Origin of the sequence: Methylobacterium sp. CCH5-D2 (genome assembly GCF_001556475.1) — a bacterium.
GTDB lineage: Bacteria > Pseudomonadota > Alphaproteobacteria > Rhizobiales > Beijerinckiaceae > Methylobacterium > Methylobacterium hispanicum.
The window spans coordinates 1-16,775 of sequence record NZ_LSIX01000549.1 but is presented as its reverse complement, the minus strand read 5'-3'; the positions used below and the strand labels follow the sequence as shown (position 1 = coordinate 16,775).

The 16,775-nt window shown below is 70.8% G+C and carries 17 protein-coding genes; 1 reads left to right on the top strand and 16 read right to left on the bottom strand.

Annotated features, from left to right (window positions below; translation table 11 throughout):
- Positions 1-96: 96 nt before the first annotated feature.
- The 6 genes from AX737_RS14030 to AX737_RS14005 all read right to left on the bottom strand — a co-directional run bounded on the left by AX737_RS14030 (position 97) and on the right by AX737_RS14005 (position 6,483).
- Positions 97-972, bottom strand: coding sequence for a hypothetical protein (locus AX737_RS14030; protein WP_066922281.1), 876 nt, complete (start codon positions 970-972; stop codon positions 97-99).
- Positions 973-1,085: 113 nt separating this feature from the next.
- Entirely contained in the window at positions 1,086-1,922 is an 837-nt protein-coding gene (gene hpnK, locus AX737_RS14025; RefSeq protein WP_066922278.1) for a hopanoid biosynthesis-associated protein HpnK, read from the bottom strand.
- A gap of 123 nt (positions 1,923-2,045) precedes the next feature.
- Complete coding sequence (gene hpnJ / locus AX737_RS14020) at positions 2,046-3,470, bottom strand: hopanoid biosynthesis associated radical SAM protein HpnJ (RefSeq protein ID WP_066922276.1); 1,425 nt, start codon at positions 3,468-3,470, stop codon at positions 2,046-2,048.
- A gap of 58 nt (positions 3,471-3,528) precedes the next feature.
- On the bottom strand, positions 3,529-4,713 hold the full coding sequence (hpnI, locus tag AX737_RS14015; protein ID WP_066922274.1) for a bacteriohopanetetrol glucosamine biosynthesis glycosyltransferase HpnI: 1,185 nt from the start codon (positions 4,711-4,713) through the stop codon (positions 3,529-3,531).
- A 64-nt stretch (positions 4,714-4,777) separates the two neighbouring features.
- Positions 4,778-5,377, bottom strand: coding sequence for an ABC transporter substrate-binding protein (locus AX737_RS14010; RefSeq protein WP_066922272.1), 600 nt, complete (start codon positions 5,375-5,377; stop codon positions 4,778-4,780).
- Positions 5,368-6,483, bottom strand: a complete 1,116-nt coding sequence (locus tag AX737_RS14005; protein WP_066922270.1) for a flippase-like domain-containing protein — start codon at positions 6,481-6,483, stop codon at positions 5,368-5,370. Before AX737_RS14005 ends, AX737_RS14010 begins: the two co-directional genes overlap by 10 nt.
- Positions 6,484-6,689: 206 nt before the next feature.
- On the opposite strand from AX737_RS14005, the gene AX737_RS14000 reads away from it, so the two are divergent.
- Positions 6,690-7,865 (top strand): amidinotransferase, encoded by a 1,176-nt coding sequence (locus AX737_RS14000; protein WP_066922298.1) that lies wholly within the window; start codon positions 6,690-6,692, stop codon positions 7,863-7,865.
- Between the two features lie 68 nt (positions 7,866-7,933).
- Here the strand turns inward: AX737_RS14000 and AX737_RS13995 are convergent, their stop codons facing one another.
- From AX737_RS13995 to AX737_RS13950, 10 genes are all read right to left on the bottom strand, one after another.
- Positions 7,934-8,137 (bottom strand): hypothetical protein, encoded by a 204-nt coding sequence (locus AX737_RS13995; RefSeq protein ID WP_066922268.1) that lies wholly within the window; start codon positions 8,135-8,137, stop codon positions 7,934-7,936.
- 79 nt (positions 8,138-8,216) lie between these two features.
- Positions 8,217-9,353, bottom strand: coding sequence for an alpha/beta hydrolase (locus tag AX737_RS13990; protein ID WP_066922266.1), 1,137 nt, complete (start codon positions 9,351-9,353; stop codon positions 8,217-8,219).
- A 153-nt stretch (positions 9,354-9,506) separates the two neighbouring features.
- Positions 9,507-9,707, bottom strand: coding sequence for a hypothetical protein (locus AX737_RS13985; RefSeq protein WP_066922264.1), 201 nt, complete (start codon positions 9,705-9,707; stop codon positions 9,507-9,509).
- Positions 9,708-9,779: 72 nt separating this feature from the next.
- The gene (locus tag AX737_RS13980) at positions 9,780-10,238 is read right to left on the bottom strand and encodes a response regulator (protein WP_066922262.1); all 459 of its coding nucleotides are present in this window, start codon (positions 10,236-10,238) and stop codon (positions 9,780-9,782) included.
- Positions 10,239-10,475: 237 nt separating this feature from the next.
- Positions 10,476-11,366 carry a dienelactone hydrolase family protein gene (locus tag AX737_RS13975; RefSeq protein ID WP_066922260.1) on the bottom strand — a complete coding sequence of 297 codons (891 nt, stop codon included), beginning with the start codon at positions 11,364-11,366 and terminating at the stop codon, positions 10,476-10,478.
- An 80-nt stretch (positions 11,367-11,446) separates the two neighbouring features.
- Positions 11,447-12,883: a TIGR00366 family protein gene (locus tag AX737_RS13970; RefSeq protein WP_066922258.1), complete on the bottom strand. Its 1,437-nt coding sequence runs from the start codon at positions 12,881-12,883 to the stop codon at positions 11,447-11,449.
- 73 nt (positions 12,884-12,956) lie between these two features.
- Entirely contained in the window at positions 12,957-13,643 is a 687-nt protein-coding gene (locus AX737_RS13965; protein ID WP_066922256.1) for a metallophosphoesterase family protein, read from the bottom strand.
- Between the two features lie 73 nt (positions 13,644-13,716).
- A complete protein-coding gene (locus tag AX737_RS13960) occupies positions 13,717-14,748 on the bottom strand; it encodes an aldo/keto reductase (RefSeq protein ID WP_066922254.1) in 1,032 nt (343 codons plus the stop codon).
- 151 nt (positions 14,749-14,899) lie between these two features.
- Positions 14,900-16,252 (bottom strand): sigma-54 dependent transcriptional regulator, encoded by a 1,353-nt coding sequence (locus AX737_RS13955; protein WP_066922252.1) that lies wholly within the window; start codon positions 16,250-16,252, stop codon positions 14,900-14,902.
- The coding region (locus AX737_RS13950) for an ATP-binding protein (protein WP_156453712.1) at positions 16,239-16,775 on the bottom strand (537 nt) is incomplete at its 5' end. The genes AX737_RS13950 and AX737_RS13955, both read right to left, overlap by 14 nt.

The window sequence follows — 16,775 nt, the reverse complement described above, 5'->3', positions numbered from 1 at the left end:
GGCTCCGTCCGGGGCTCGGCGAGGGCCGGAGATCCTCCGCCCCCCTGCGCGGGGACCGGGGGATCCGCCATCGGACGGCATCACCCGCCGGCCGTATCAGCCACCGGCGTGGCGGCGCAGGCGGATGACGGATTCGGCCACCGCCGCCTCGGAGACGGACGCCGCAAGCCGCGTCATGGCATCCCGAGCCGCATCCCACGGGTCGGAGCCGAAGGCCGACCGGACACGCTCCAGGGCGTCGTGGATTCCGGGCAGGGACGGATCATCGATGTAGAAGGGGTAATCCGCACCCAGGGCCGCGATCGCTTCGGGGTTGCGATCGACGACGACGACCGCGCCGCAGCGTGCCGCGATGATGCCCTTCGTGAATGGCTTGAACCCGTCGAAGCCTTGCCAGCTGCGCGCGGCGTAGTGGCAGGCGTAGCGCGGGACCTCCTGCATCCATCCTGTCTCGGCCGGATCGTCGGCCTTGTGGAACGTGCACAGGCCGGCCGCAACGAGGTCCTCCATGAAGGGCGCGTTGTAGAGCGCGCCGAAATACCCGGTCCCGAACTGCCTCGGCGGCTCGCCCGGGGCCGGCAGCCTCAGGTCGGCATGGTGCGGAACGTAGACCGTCGGGCGGCTGGGAAAATGCTCGCGGAAGAACGTTTCCTGCATCCGCGAGCTGGCGATCAGGAGGTCCGCGTCGATGCGGGCGCCCGGCGCGATCTTCAGGTCGACGGGGTCGATCGCGACGACGTTCCCGTTCCGGCGCAGCTGGCCGAGGGCCGCAGCACCGTTCTCCATCAGGTAGCTCTTGTTGACCACCAGCAGGCTGTCCCGGGCCCGCTCGGGCCGATCCGTGACGCCGAGGTCGTCCGCGTCGAGAAGCCCGGACCGCGCCACGATGGCGCAGAGCTGGTCGCAGCGCAGATAGGCCGAACCGAGCCGCCCGAGGCGGAGCCCTTTGACGAAGACCAGCTTTCTCGACATGCGCCACGCTCTAGGCCCGGATCTCCCGAGCGTTAGCCCCTGTCGAACCGTCCGATCAACGGCCGGGCGTCGCGCGAAGATCGGGCACGCCGGGCGGCCCCGTGCTGCCGACCCTAGAAATCGGAGAAGCCGCCCAGCACCGCGCCCGCCCGTTCCACCGCGGCGCGGGCGCGCGGATCGACGAGCGCGTCGCGCTCGGCTGCGTAGGCGTAGCCGGGCGCCTCACCGGCGAAGCCGCCGGCCGTCGCCGGGTGCGTGTAGAGCTCCGTCAGGCCGTCCGGCAGGGCGTCGAGGAGTGCCGCCACCCGGTGCGGCCTCATCGCACCCGACCAGGCAAGGCCGAGCGTCCGGTCGGGGACGAGGAGGCTCGCCTGCCGGGCCCGCACCGCCAGGAGCGCCGCCCAGGGTGCGGTGTCGAGCGCTGCCCGCGGCCGGAAGCCGGGCTCGGCCCGGCGCAGGATCTCGCGCGGCTCGCGCGGTACCCGAATCGCCCGCATCCCGTAGTCCCGCCCGATCCGCAGCACGAGGCCGGCGATCAACGGGTGGATGTGGAAGTGCTTGTGGGCGTTGACGTGGTCGAGCGGCAGGCCCGTCGCGCGGTAGGCCTCGAACTGCGCCCGGATCTCGACTGCGAGCTGGCGCCGGGCGGCGGGTCTCAGCGCGAGGTCGAGGCCGAGGCGCTCCATGTCGCGGCGCATCAGCCCATCGCCGTCCGTGAGGTCGGGCAGTTCGGATGCCGGCAGCGTCGGCCAGGCCTCGACCAGGACGAGGTGCAGCCCGACCCGCAGCGAGGGAAGGCGCCGCGCCCGCGCGACCGCGTCGGCGGCGCCGGGCGCGGAGACCATCAGGCTCGCGGCCGTGAGGATGCCGTCGCGATGGGCCTGCTCGACGGCCTCGTTGACTTCGAGACTCAGGCCGAAATCGTCGGCGGTGACGACCAGTCGCTTCACGGGCACTCTCGCGTCACGGGTGTCGAGAGGCCGAGCCCTCTCGCGGGGTCCAGGGCGGAGCCCTGGAAACGGGAAAGGCCGGGCTCGCGCCCGGCCTCTCTCGATTCGATCGGACGACCTGCCTCAGGCGGCGGCCTTGCGCTCCCGGAGGAAGTGCCAGAACTCGACGCCCTCGCGGAGCCGCCGCTTCATCATGTCGGGCGAGCGGACCATCTCGCTGACGATGGAGGCGATCTTCGGCGCCCGGAAGTAGAACTTCTTGTAGAACTCCTCGACCGCCGAGAAGATCTCAGTATGCGAGAGGTGGGGGTAGTGCAGCGGCGCGATCTGCACGCCGTTCTCATCGACGAGCTCGGCGTTCTCCACGTCGAGCCAGCCGTTCTCGACCGCCTGCTTGTAGAGGAAGGTGCCCGGATAGGGCGCGGCCAGCGAGACCTGGATGGTGTGCGGGTTGATGCGCTTGGCGAAGGCGATCGTCTCCTGGATCGTCTCCTTGGTCTCGCCCGGCAGGCCGACGATGAAGGTGCCGTGGATGGCGATGCCGAGGTCGTGGCAATCCTTGGTGAACCGCTCCGCCACCTCGACGCGCATGCCCTTCTTGATGTTGTTCAGGATCTTCTGGTTGCCGGACTCGTAGCCGACCAGTAGCAGGCGCAGGCCGTTGTCCTTGAGCACCTTCAGGGTCTCGCGCGGCACGTTCGCCTTCGCGTTGCACGACCACGTGACGCCGAGCTTGCCGAGCTCGCGGGCGATCTCCTCGGCGCGGGGCAGGTTATCCGTGAAGGTGTCATCGTCGAAGAAGAACTCCTTGGTCTGGGGGAACTCCTTCAGGCAGTACTTGATCTCCTCGATCACGTGCGCGACCGAGCGGGTGCGGTAGGTGTGGCCGCCGACCGTCTGCGGCCAGAGGCAGAACGTGCAGCGGCTCTTGCAGCCCCGGCCGGAATAGAACGAGATGTAGGGGTGCTTCAGATACCCGATGAAGTACTTCTCCATCTCGAGGTCGCGCTTGTACACGGAGGTCACGAACGGCAGCTGGTCCATGTCCGTCATGATCTCGCGATCCTCGTTGTGGATCACGACACCGTCGGCGTTGCGGTAGGACAGGCCCTTGATCTCGGCCATCGGCACGCCGTCGGCGACTTCCTTGACGGTGAAGTCGAACTCGTTGCGGGCGCAGAAATCGACCACCGGGGCCTGTTCCATGGCGCCGGCGGCGTCCACCGCCACCTTGGCGCCGATCAGGCCGGCGATCAGCCGCGGGTTGGCCGCCTTCAGGGCCTCGATGGTCTTCACGTCCGACTTGAAGGACGGGACCGAGGTGTGCAGCACCACGAGGTCGAAGTCGTTGGCCTGGGCCACGATCTCGTCGAGCTTGATGTTGTGCGGCGGCGCGTCGATCAGCTTAGAGTTCGGCACCAGGGCGGCCGGCTGGGCCAGCCAGGTCGGGTACCAGAACGACTTGATCTCGCGCTTGGCCTGGTAGCGGGAGCCGGCGCCGCCGTCGAACCCGTCGAAGGTGGGGGCCTGGAGAAAGAGCGTGCGCATGGGGTTCAAGGCCTCAGTGCAGTGCCGGATGACGAGAATTCGAGGATCGGCGTGAAGATCAGGCGGTCGGCGCCTCAGCATCCTTGCTGAGTTGCGCTTCCGGGATCAGCGTGCCGTCCGCAACCACCCGATAATCGTGACCTTTCCATGTCACCGCCCCCGAGACGAAGCCCCAGGAGAAGTTCATGAAGGAGAGGATGTCGCGGATCGGCAACAGCCAGTAGGGGTGGGGCTGGAGGCCGAAGGCCCGCTCCAGGCGGATGCAGAGCAGGACGCGGCAGGCGAGCGCGAGCGCCGCCACCGCGAGCGCCCCGGAGCCCGCGCCCGGGAGCAGCGCGCCGATGAGAGCCAGCGGGAAGGCGTGCGTGACGACGGAGCCGGCGTAGCCCGCAGGATCGACGTTGCGGATGGTGCGATTCCAGCGCAGCTCATGCCGCCAGAGACCGGGGATCTCGGTATCGACGCAAGTGTGCCCGATCGAGAAGTTCGGGATCGCGATCCGCCCGCCGAGGCCGCGCAGCGCCTCGCCCAGCTCATAATCGTCGGCGAGGTCGTTCCGGATGCGCTGGAAGCCGCCGATTCGGCTGAGCGATTCGGCCGTGAAGGCGATGGTCGAGCCGAAGCAGGGCTTGGCGAGGCCGAGGCCGGTGCCCATCAGGACGTTGGGCAGGAACTGCACGTCGATGGCGAGCGCGGACAGGTGGGCGTAGACCCCGCGGTTGGCCGGGACGCCGTGGTAGAGGCAGGTCACGCCGGTGACGCCCGGCTGGGACAGCTCGGCGACCACGCGCTCCAGGTAGTCGGGCGCCACCACCATGTCGCTGTCGGCGAGCACGATCACCGCGTGCGCGACGTGTTCGGCCATGTTGATGAGGTTCGAGACCTTGCGGTTCGAGCCGTGCTGGCGCGCGTCGATCACGAGGTCGATGCGCAGGTCCGGATGGGCCTCGCGCAGCCGCTCGACCACGCCGATCGCCGGATCTGCCGCGTTCTGCACGCCGAAGACGACCTGTACGGGGCCGGGATAGTCCTGCCGGCAGAAGGTCTCGAGATTCTGGTAGAGGTTGGGCTCCAGGCCGCAGAGCGGCTTCAGGATCGTCACGGAGGGCCTGGCCGCGCCCTCGGGAAGGCGCGGCGCGGGCTTGGCGGCGAAGCGGCCGCCGAGCCACGCGGACGTCAGTCCGTACACGCAACCGACCACCGCGAGCAGCAGGAAGATCGGCGAGAGCCAGGTCAGGTCCATCAAGTGCGCTCTGTCGCGGGGATCGGCCGCCCGGTCCGCGGCGGGATTGGACGGTGCGCGCCGTTCAAGGCGTCGGTTTGGCCGAGAGCATGTTTTCGGTGCGCTGACGCAGGAATTTCAGCAAACCGTCCGCGCCGCCAGCCTTCAGGGGCGGATTGAAGACGGATCGCTGCGACGCGACCTCACTCACGTTGCCGTTGAGCAACACGTCCGTCACCTTGCCCTCGGCATTGGTGACGAAGTCGATCTGCGACGCGTCGTTGTCGGGCGTGGTGACCTTGGTCTGCACGAGGCTGCCCGCCCCGCGCCGCTCGCTGCCCAGCACCTCGAACCTGCCGCCGGCCGCCTGCTTCAGGCGGTTGGCGTAGGTCGTCACGAAGTTGCGCCGGAAGGCCTCGGTCAACGCAGCCTGCTGCTCGGGCGTGAACGACGCCCATTGCGGGCCGACCGCGAGGCGCACCATGGCGGGGAAGTCGAAGCTCCGCTCCATCGCGGGGCCAACCGCGTCGAGGCGCTGCTGCAGCGTGCCGGCGCCGGCCTTCACGGCCGCATCGAAGCTGCCGTAGAGCGTCTTCACCGTCGCGAGCGCGGGATCGTCCGCGGCCTGCGCGGCCGGCGCGGCGGCGAGCGCCAGCGCGAGCAGGACCGAGCGGATCAGGCGCACTTCTTCAGGTCTCCCTCGGCCTCGGGGAGCCGGCTGGCGGGCATGCGGGGCGGAGCGTAGCTGTAGAAGGGGCCGAGCGTCGCCGGCTGCAGGACCGGCCCGAGCCGGCGTCCGAGTTCACGCCCGCGCCGCTCGTCGGCCGCGGGCTCCTCCCGGGAACGACGCTCCTCCCGGTGCCACTGCACGAGGCCCGGCACGCCGCAGAGCAGGTCGGCGACGCGCTTGATCAGCGAGAGCGCGAGCGCGGCCTCCGCCGGGATGCCGAACAGGGCGCAGAGCGCGATCAGGCCGCCCTCCTGGGCGCCGAGCGCGCCCGGGACCGCGAAGGCGGCGCCGCGCACGGCCTGGGCGAGGCTCTCGATCACGATCGCCTCCGCGAAGCTCACCGGGTAGCCCATGAAGTGCAGGCAGACCCAGACCTCGAGGGAGCCGATGATCCAGCCCGCGAGATGCACCGCGAGCCCCGACCCGACCTGGCGCGGGGCAGCGTAGAGCCGGCGCAGGTTGTCGTAGAGCACGTCGACGGCGCCGAGCGCGCGCCACTCGCGGCCCGAGGCGAAGCGGGTGAGCAGGCCCTGGACGACCCGGTGCCCGGCCCGGCGCTGGATCAGGTAGAAGGCGGCGAGCGCGGGGGCTGCCACCGCGAGGCCGCCCGCCACGGTGCGGGCGACGGGCCCGTCTCCGACGAGGGCGACCAGCAGGCCGAGCCCCATCACGGTGAACAGGAACTGGGTCGCGGCCTGGGTCATCAGGTCCACGAACATGCTGGCGCCGGCCAGCCCCCCGGTGACGCCGCGCTTGGTCAGCAGGCGCGCGCCCACGAAATCGCCGCCCACCGTGGCCACCGGCAGCAGGGTGTTGATGCCCTCGCGGATGAAGCGGATGTTGATGCAGTCGCGGAGCGACGGGCGGCCGTCTTGCGGGAACACGGCGTACCAGCCGAACCCGGCCCAGGCGACCGCGACCACGCGCGCCAGCACCACGAGCGCCGCGCCCCAGCCGGCCGCGACCACGGCGGCGGCCACGTCCTCCGGTCCGTAGGACCAGAGCAGACCGACGACCGTGCACAGACCGACGATCAGGGCGAGAGTCGTCAGGCGCTTCATGGTCTACTTTCAAGCTCGGGGTGGGCTTGATGCTGGAATCTCGCCGCGTTTCCGACCGAAAAAGACCGCCGCGGTAAGGGAGTGAGCCCAAGTTGCAGCAACGGTCGGCAATGTCTATCACCCGATTGACACAGTGCGGACCAAAGCGGCACGGGCTCTAGCGCCCTCGGTAGAACGACCGCCAAGACCGCCTCAAGGGGACAATGATGGACCGCGAATCACCCATCACGGCTGGGGAAGCCGTGCTCGACGACGCTCACGCCGCCGGGTACGGCGCCGGCCATGGGCCGGGCGCACCCGCGCCGCAGTCGCCGGTCATGGCCTGGAACGAGTGGGACCCGCTGGAGGAGGTCATCGTCGGCTCGCTCGACGGCGCGACCATCCCGACCCACCACCTCACGGTGATCTTCAACCTTCCGCGCGCCGCGCAGCCCTTCTACCGCTTCGCCAGCGGCTGGAAGTACCCCAAATTCATGAAGAAGCTCGCCCAAGCCGAGCTCGACAACTTCATCACCATCCTGGCGGGCGAGGGCGTGAAGGTCCGCCGTCCGGATTCGGTCGATTTCTCGAAGAAGTTCAGGGCCCCGCGCTGGTCGTCCCGCGGCTTCTGCGTCGCCTGCCCGCGCGACCCCTATCTCGTCATCGGCGACGAGATCATCGAGAGCCCGATGTGCTGGCGCTCGCGCTACTTCGAGGGCGACGCCTATCGCTCGCTGTTCAAGGAATACTTCCGCGCCGGCGCTCGCTGGACGTCCGCGCCGCGCCCGCAGCTGACCGACGACCTCTACAATTACGATTACCGGGTGCCGAACCTGAAGGCCGGCGAGCCCATGCAGTTCACCGTCAACGAGTTCGAGCCGGTCTTCGACGCGGCCGACTTCGTGCGCTGCGGCCGCGACCTGTTCGTGACCCGCTCGAACGTGACGAACCTGATGGGCATCGAGTGGCTGCGCCGCCATCTCGGCCCCGGCTTCCGCATCCACGAGATCGAGAGCCGCTGCCCGCAGCCGATGCACATCGACTCCTCGTTCATGCCGCTGGCGCCCGGCAAGGTGCTGGTGAACCCGGACTACATCGACGTCGAGAAGCTTCCCGCGGTGCTGAAGAAGTGGGACGTGCTGATCGCCCCGCGCCCCGACCCCGTCGAGGGCTTCATGAGCAAGATCTCGATGTGCTCGCCCTGGACCTCGATCAACGTGCTCGCCATCGACGAGAAGAAGATCGTCGTCGACCAGAGCCAGCCGACCCTGATCAAGGCCCTGAAGGACTGGGGCTTCGACCCGATCCCGGCGCCGTTCCTGTCCTACGGCCCGTTCGGCGGCTCGTTCCACTGCGCCACGCTCGACGTGCGCCGCCGCGGCACGCTGAAATCCTACTTCTAGGATCGGCCCGATCCGCGCAACGCGAGGGCGCGCCCGGCCGGGCGCGCCCTCGCTCGTTTCCAGGATCGTCAGTACGGCAGGCGGCGCACCGGCGTCCGGCGATAGGCGACGCGGGCGAGCGCGAGGGCGCCGCCGTACTGCAGGAAGCCGTTGGGCGCCATCTCGTGGGGGGCGAGCTGCCACTGCACGAGGAGGCGGGTCAGCGCGTTCAGCGCGACCAGCGCGAGGCAGAACGCGGCGGCTGAGAGGAGCGTCGCGACGAAATCCGGCATGGCATCCACCCTCGTTGTCGGGGGTGGAGCGTAGCAAACCCTGGGCCGCTGAAAAGCCCAGCTTGCGCCCGCGACGCGCTCAACGCTTGGCGGTGGGCGTGGTCTGGGCGGTCGGGTGCGGCTTCGGCGTCTCGACGGCGAGTCGCTTGACCGGCCAGCCGTCGCTCCAGCGCTCCATGTCGGCGAAGCGCGGATTCATCTTCAGGCCGGCCGCGTTGCCGCCCGAGAAGGCGGCCGCCGCCGCGAGGTCGAAGGTCTTCCAGAAGGCGAGGTAGTCGAGCGTATCGGCCCGCGCGTTGTTGATCTGCGAGACCAAGGTCTGCTGCTCGCCGGTCAGCGCCATGTCGGCCGACCATTTGAAGGGCGGCGGCTTCACGTCCTTGGCCTCCGGCTGCACCTTGATCGCGCCCGCATCGTAGGCGGTGTCCACCGCGGCCGGGGCGGAGAGCGTGGCGGTGAGCGCGGGGAAGCCGTGGTCGTCCGAGAGCGCGCGCAGGAACAGCTTGCGCTCGACCGGCACCGCGTCGGCCTCACGCAGCAGGCGGCGGGCCGCGACGTCGGCGGCGCGCGCGTCGCGGTCGCCGATCACCGTGAGGATCAGGGTCTCGGCGGGGATCGCCGAGAGGTCCGCGAGCGCGATGCCGCGCGCCTTCGGACCGCTGGCGATGCCGCCCGGCATCGTGCCGAAAACGAGCTTCGGCGTCGGCAGCCCGGACGCGGCGGCCTCGGCCGCGAGATTCATGGCGAGCGGCACGCCGGCCAGATGGCCGATCAGCGCGACCCTGTTCCGGTCCGGTTTCGCCTCGGGATCGTCCGCGATCTCGTCGAGGGCGCTCTTGATGAGGCGGCTCGCGTTGGCGGTCGCGTCGGCGGGACGCGTCCGGTTGACCTCCTGGAAGCGCGGGAACAGCACGAGCCAGCCGTTGCGCGCCAGATGGTCGATCCAGGCGCCGTAGCTCTGCGGGTTCACCGCGCCCCAGCCGTGCAGGAAGACCGCCACCGGCCGCCCCTGCGCCGGGGCGGCCCCCGCCGCGTGGAAGGCGAAGGTGACGCTGGTGCCGCGGCCGAGCGCGCGCTTCGTGACGCTCGCCCGGGCATCGCCGACCCCGCCCGGCCCCTCCTTCGGCTGCGCCGGAGGCGTGGCGGCCAGCGCGGGCGCTAGGCTGCCCAAGGTGAGCAGGCCGGCAAGGAGGATGCGGCGGGCGGTGAAACGCATGGATGGCTCGATCAGGCAAGATGAGCCGGCAGGGCCGGAGGCGGCTACATAACAGATTCGAGCCGTCTGGCGATTGCAGGACGGACCGACCGATGGGCGAAACCGTCCCGTTGTTCTCGCAGGATTGCGGGAGACCTCGACGCCGTTCGGGCCTCAGGCCGCGCGAACGTCCGGCGGCTGCGCGATCTCGAGGCGTCCGGCCAGGGCGAGGAGGTCGTCCGGCAGGTCCGTCCCGTCCGCGCCGTACAGGCTGCGCAGGTCGTAGGCGATCGCGTCGAGCATCAGCCGCTCGGACGAATCGACATCGTGAGGGCGGGCAAGCCGCGCGGCGTAGTTCTCGCTGACGATCTTCATGGCGGGCTCCGCGTGCTGGCGCTCACTCGTGCGCAGGGTGCACGCTCGGCACCGGTCAACGGGCAGCGGTGCTCAGGTTTCCCGGGGGCCGGACATAATTTTCCCGCCGGGCCCGATCACCTCCGGGCCCGCATCGCCGCCCGGCGATCGGCCGGCGGCCTGCTCGACCCAGGCCAGGATGTCCTCCGCCCGCCAGGGCTTCGGGATGAAGGTCGCCGAGACGCGCAGGTCGCTCGGCTGGTCGCCGGCATCGCCCGAGGTCAGGAGCACCCGCACGCGCGGCCAGGTCACGCCGATGATGCGGGCGAGTTCGAACCCGCCGATGGGGCCGGGCGTGCGCACGTCCGAGAAGACGACGCTGACGTCGTCGCCCCGGTCGTTGAGGATGGCGAGCGCCCGCTCCGCCGTCTCGGCCTCGATCACGCTGAAGCCGGTATCCTCCAAGAGGGTGGCCGCGAGGAAGCGCTCGTCGGGCTGGTCCTCGACGACGAGGATGACCGGCTTCTGTCCTGGCGTTCTCGGGTCGCTCATGGGCCGGGACACTCTACTCGGGCTGAACGGTGCGTCCGTCCATTCGTTCAACGCATCGTCGTCGCCGTCGGGGCCCGCATCCGTACCCGGATCGGCCCTCGAACCTGCTCACGCGACGCGCGCCCCGGGGAGCCCCATGCACGACGCGCGCCCGAGCAGGCACGGATCCGCCGGGGGACACCCTGGCATAAAGCGAAGTCGGGGGCCGTGTCCTCCAGGGCACAGCCCCGTTCATCTTCACCCGACGCCGTTCGCCTTCAGGAAGGCCAGCGCGCGCCGCCAGCCGTCCTCTGCCGGCTCCCGACGGTAACTCGGGCGGTAATCGGCGTGGAAGCCGTGGGGCGCCTCCGGATACACGACGAGTTCGACGGACTTGCCCGCGGCCTTCGCGCGGTCGCGGGCCTCCTCGACGGTGGCGACCGGGATCCCGGCGTCGGCCCCGCCGTAGAGGGCGAGCAGCGGCGCGTTGATCTCGGCGGCGACGTCTCCGGCCGTGCGCGGCTGGATCTCGGTGCGCTCGCCCTGCAGCGGGCCGTACCACGCCACGGCGGCCTTCAGGTCGCGCCGGTGCGCCGCGTAGAGCCAGGCGCCGCGCCCGCCCCGGCACCAGCCCATCGCGCCGAGGCGGCCGAGATCGCCCTTGGCGGCCGAGCCCGCGTATGCGGCGGCCGCGTCGAGGTCGGCGATCCACTGGGCGTCGGGGGTCTTCGAGATGACGTCGCGCACGATCTGCTTGGCGTCCGTCATGGTCGAGAGGTCGCCCTGGCGGGCGTAGAGTTCGGGCGCCACCGCGCAGTAACCCGCCTTGGCGAGCCGCCGGCAGACGTCCTTGATGTAGTCGTGGACGCCGAAGATCTCCTCGATCACCAGGACCACCGGGAAGGGGCCCGCACCCTCCGGCACCGCGCGGTAGCCCGGCATCGGCCCGTCGCCGGCCGGGATCCGCACCTCGCCGGCCTCGATCCCGGCGCTGTCCGTGCGGATCACCTGCGCCTCGACCCGGGTGGTGGCGAGCGTGAGCCCGCTCATCAGGCCGGTCATCACGAAGCCGCGCCGCGAGAACGGCTCCGTCACCAGTCCAGTGAGCCCCGCCGCCCGCGCCGCGTCGTCCGAATGGTCGTCCCGCATGGTTCCTCCGGTCGCATCCTCGCCCGGAGGGCAGCACGCGGAGGGGGCCGGGTCAACGCGGCGCCCCGTCCCGCCCCGCCTCAGGGCATGACCGGCGGGTGGTATTCCAGCGTGAAGGCGAGCGCCCAGAGCAGGAACAGCACCACTGGCAGGTGCACGATGAGCTGGAGGAAGCTGAAGCCGACGATGTCGCGCGCCTTGATGCCGAGGATGCCGAGGAGCGGCAGCATGAAGAACGGGTTGATCAGGTTCGGCAGCGCCTCGGCGGCGTTGTAGACCTGCACGGCCCAGCCGAGATGCACCTTCAGCTCGTTGGCCGCCTGCATCACGTAGGGCGCTTCCAGCAGCCACTTGCCGCCGCCCGAGGGGATGAAGAAGCCGAGGATCGCCGAGTACACGCCCATCGCCAGCGGGAAGCTGCCCTGCGTGTTGAGGGCCACGAAGGCGTGGGAGATGACGTCGGACAGGCTGAGGCCGGCGCCGTTCTTAGCGCCCGTCAGGATCGCCGCGATGGCAGCGTAGAACGGGAACTGGATCAGGATGCCGGCCGTCGCGGGCACCGACTTGGCCAGCGCGTGGAGGAAGCTGCGCGGGCGCCAGTGCAGCACGAAGCCCAGCATCAGGAACAGGAAGTTGTAGGTGTTGAGGTTCGAGATCGCGATCTTCCAGTCCTGGCGGGCGAATTCCTGGACGAGCCAGCCGAGCGCCAGGAGGCCGATCAGCACCGTCAGCACCGGCGCGTGTTCCAGCCACTCGCCGGGCTGGCTCGGGGGCGGTGCCCGGTTCTCCTCCTTCGAGACGTCGACGCCGAGATCCTGGGCGGTGACGGCGGTGTCGGGGCCCGGCGCCGACATCACGGCGATCACCGCCGAGACCACCACCAGCACCGCGGCGATGAGGAGCGACTGCCAGAGGAAGATGGTCTCGGTGAAGGGGATGACGCCCGTGATCGCGAGGAGGCCGGGCGGCAGGCTCTTCGGATTGGCCTGGAGCTGGGCCGCGGACGAGGAGAGGCCCATCGCCCAGGTGGCGCCGAGGCCGAGATACGCGGCCGCGCCCGCCGCGCGGTAGTCCATGCGCAGGTCGGTGCGTCGGGCGAGCGCCCGGGTGAGCAGGCCGCCGAAGATCAGGCTGAGGCCCCAGCTTAGGAACGAGGAGAGCATCGTGGCGAGCGCGACGAAGCCGATGGCGCCGCGCCCCGTCTTCGGCATCAGCGCCATCCGGTCGATCAGCGCCTGGACCGGGCCGGAGGTGGCCACGACGTAGCCGCCGATGGTCACGAAGACCATCTGCATCGTGAAGGGGATCAGGCTCCAGAAGCCGTCGCCGAAGCTCTTCGTCACCGCCTGGACCGGGGCTCCGTTGACGAGCGCTGCGCCCGCTACGATCACCACCGCGATCGCCACGAATACGAAGGCGTCCGGGAACCACTTCACGGCCCAGTCGGTGAAGCGGAGCGCGAGGCGGGCGAGCGCCGCCTCCTCGCTGCGGGTCCGGGTCTTCGCGGGTGCGTCCATCAGCGGCTTCCTCTCCGCGGCATATCTCCGCGGCGGGGATTAAACTGTCGGAGAACGGTCCCGCTTCAAGCCTTCAGGGCCGAGCACCGGTCCGAACCTGCAGGAACGTCAGGGCCGGCCCCTGCTCCGCGCCGAACACGCCCGCGGTGAGCGCTGCGCCGTAGACGGCGCCGGTGTCGAGGTTGGTCCGGTTCGTCCGGACCTCGGGCCGCCCGTCCTGGCACGGCGTGTGGCCGTGCACGACGTGGCGGCCGAAATCGTGGTCGTCACCGAGGAACGGCTCGCGGATCCAGAGCCTGTTGTGGGGATCCGGGTCGGGTGCCGGGGCGGAGGGGTGGAAGCCGGCGTGGACGTACCAGCGCCGCGCGTCCCCGTGGACGGTCGGCAGGGCCTCGATCCAGTCGAGCACGTCCCGCGGCAGGGCCGCCGCCTCCTCGACGCCGAAGGCCCCGAGGGTCGCGAGGCCGCCGTTCAGGAGCCAGTGCTCCTCGGCGCCGGGCTCGCGCAGGCTCCTCAGCAGCATGGCCTCGTGGTTGCCCATCAGGCAGACGACCGCCTCGGGCTCGCGCCACTGGACCCGGCGCAGGGTCTCGATCACCCGGGCGCTGTCGGGGCCGCGGTCGATGTAGTCGCCCAGGAAGACGAGCGTGCGGGCGCGGCCCGCGGCGTGCGCCTCGACGCGCTCCAGCAGCGCGTCGAGGAGGTCGGCGCAGCCGTGGATGTCGCCGACGGCGTAGGTGAGCGGCGTCTCGGCGGTCATGCGTCCGTTGTCGGGGGAATGCGCGCGGCGCGCAAGGGTCCGGGGGCGGCGCGCGCCCCCGGGATGGCCGCCCTCACCACGTCGTCGGCTTCGGGTTGCGCTCGTCGAAACCCTTCTGGTGCCAGTAGGGATAGATCGGCGTCTCCTGGCTCGCCGCATCGAGGCGCGCGATCTGCTCGGGCGCGAGCGACCAGCCGATCGCGCCGAGGTTCTGCTTCAGCTGCTCCTCGGTGCGGGCCCCGACCACGATGTTGCAGACCGTCGGGCGGGTGAGCAGCCAGTTCAGCGCGACCTGCGCGACGCTCTTGCCCGTCTCCGCGGCGACCGCGTCGAGGGCATCGACCACGCCGAAGAGGTAATCGTCCGAGACCGGCGGACCGCCCTCGGCGCCGCCCGCGGCGATGCGCCCGCTCCTGTTCTCCTGGCCCCGCCGGATCTTGCCGGTGAGCCGGCCCCAGCCGAGCGGACTCCACACCATCAGGCCCACGCCCTGGTCGATCCCCAGCGGCATCAGTTCCCACTCGTAGTGCCGGCCGATCAGCGCGTAGTAGCCCTGGTAGGCGACGTAGCGGTTGAGCCCGTAGCGCTCGGAGGTGGCGAGCGCCTTCATGAGCTGCCAGCCCGAGAAGTTCGAGGCGCCGATATAGCCGATCTTGCCGGAGCGGGTGAGGTCGTCCAGCGCCCGCAGGGTCTCCTCGACGGGGGTGAGCGCGTCGAATCCGTGCATGAAGTAGACGTCGATGTGGTCGGTGCCGAGCCGCCGCAGGCTGGCCTCGCAGGCGCGCACGATGTGGTGGCGCGAGGAGCCGACTTGGTTGAGGTCGTCGTTGAAGCGGAACGTGGTCTTGGTCAAGATCAGCACCCGCTCGCGCCGGCCCTTGAGGGCCTGGCCCAGCACCTCCTCGGAGGCGCCCTGCGAGTAGATGTCGGCGGTGTCGAAGAAGGTGACGCCGGAATCGATGCAGAGGTCCACCATGCGGGTGGCCTCCGCGACGTCGGTCTGTCCCCAGCGCTGGAAGAACTCGTTCGTGCCGCCGAAGGTGGCGGTGCCGAAGCTGAGCACCGGCACGGTGAGGCCGGAGCGGCCGAGCTGCCTGTATTCCATGGGACCCTCGCGTTCGATCGGATCGCGCCCAGCGGCGCGCCTGCCGATCTAACGCGACAGCGCGGTTCGGCTTCCCCGGCGCCTCCGCGATCCCGGCGCGCCCGGAGATTGGTCCGGTGCCGGGCAGGCCCGGTGCCGGGCGGGCCGGGCCTCAGCGGTAATCCGTCGGGTTCAGCCCGTGCCGGGCGATCTTGTCGTAGAGGGTCTTGCGCGGGGTGCCGAGCGCCTCGGCGGCGAGCTTCACGTCGCCGCCCGCCGCCATCAACTCGTCCCGGATCACGCCGCGCTCGAAGCGGTCCACCTGCTCCGCGAGGGTCGGGCCGGGCCCCGGGACGGCCTCGGCCGCGCTCGCCGCCCCGGGGCCGAAGCCCAGGGCGCAGCGCTCCGCGAAATGGCCGAGTTCGCGCACGTTTCCGGGCCAGTCGTGGCGCTGCAGGTGGTCGCGGATCGCGGGCGTCGGCGGCGGCGCCGCCCGTCCGAAGCGTTCGGCGGCCCGGCCCAGGAAATGCTGGAACAGCAGCGCCACGTCCTCGCGCCGCTCGCGCAAGGGCGGGATCGTGATCGTGATCACGTTGAGCCGGTGATAGAGGTCGTCGCGAAAGGTGCCCTGCGCGGCGGCCTGGCCGAGATCGACCTTGGTGGCGGCCACCACGCGCATGTCGATCGGGCGGCTCTCGTTGGTGCCCAGCGGCTCGACGGTGCGCTCCTGCAGCACCCGCAGGAGCTTCACCTGCAGGCCCATCGGCATGCTCTCGATCTCGTCGAGGAAGAGCGTGCCCCCCTGTGCGTGCTCGATGCGCCCGACCCGGCGCTTGAGCGCGCCCGTGAAGGCGCCGGCCTCGTGGCCGAACAGCTCGCTCTCCACCACGGTCTCGGGCAGCGCGCCGCAATTCATCGCCACGAAGTTCTTCGCGGAACGCCGGCTCCAGCGGTGCAGCGCGCTCGCCACCACCTCCTTGCCGGATCCCGTCTCGCCGAGCACCAGCACATCGACGTCGGCCTGCGCCACGTCGCGCACGAGGCGGCGCAGCCGCACCATCCCGGGCGAGACGCCGAGGAAGGCCGGATCCTCGTCCGCCGCCGCCTCCAGCCGCGCGCGCAGGCGCCGGTTCTCCAGCACGAGGCGCCGCCGCTCGAGGGCGCGGCGGACCGAGCCGATCAGCGCCTCCGCCGGGTAGGGCTTGGCCAGGAAGTCGTAGGCGCCCGAGCGCAGCGCCCGCACCGCCATCGAGATGTCGCCGTGCCCGGTGATCAGGATCACGGGCAGGTCCGGGTCGGCGGCGTGCAGGCGTTCGAACAGGGCACGCCCGTCGAGGCCCGGCAGGCGCACGTCCGTGACGACGACGCCCGGCGGCTCGGCCAGGATCGCTTCGAGCGCCGGCTCGGCCGCCCCGAAGGCCTCCACCGCGAAGCCGTCGAGCTCCAGGCTCTGGCGGTTGGCGCGGCGCACGTCCTCCTCGTCGTCGATGAAGACGATCCGCTCCGATCGATCACCCTCGCTCACGCCGTCTCCCCCGAAGCTCCCGCGTCTGCGTCCCGGCCCGGACCAGCACGATGCGGAACACGGTGCCCCCGCCCTCCGCCGCCTCCACGCCGAGCGTTCCGCCGCACTCCTCCACGATCCCGCGCGCGATGGCGAGCCCGAGGCCGAGCCCGTCGGGTTTCGTCGTGAAGAAGGCGTCGAAGATCTGTGCGCGAACGGATTCCGGGATGCCGGGGCCGTTGTCGCGGACCGCGAGGGCTACTTGCCCGTCCGCGCCCGTCACCTGCAACTCCACACGGCGCCCGGGGCGCTTGGCGACCGCATCGAGCGCGTTCTGCAGGAGGTTCACCAGGACCTGCTCCAGCCGCGCCCCCTCCCCGATCGCCGTGAGGCCGGCCTCGGCCCGCACGTCCAGCTCGGTGCCCTCCTCCCGGGCGCGGTGGGTCACGACCTCCAGGCTGCCGCGCAGGATCTCGTCGACCGCGACCGGCTCGCGCCGGCCGGAGGCCCGCCGGGCGAAGCCCTTGAGCTGGCGGGTCAGACC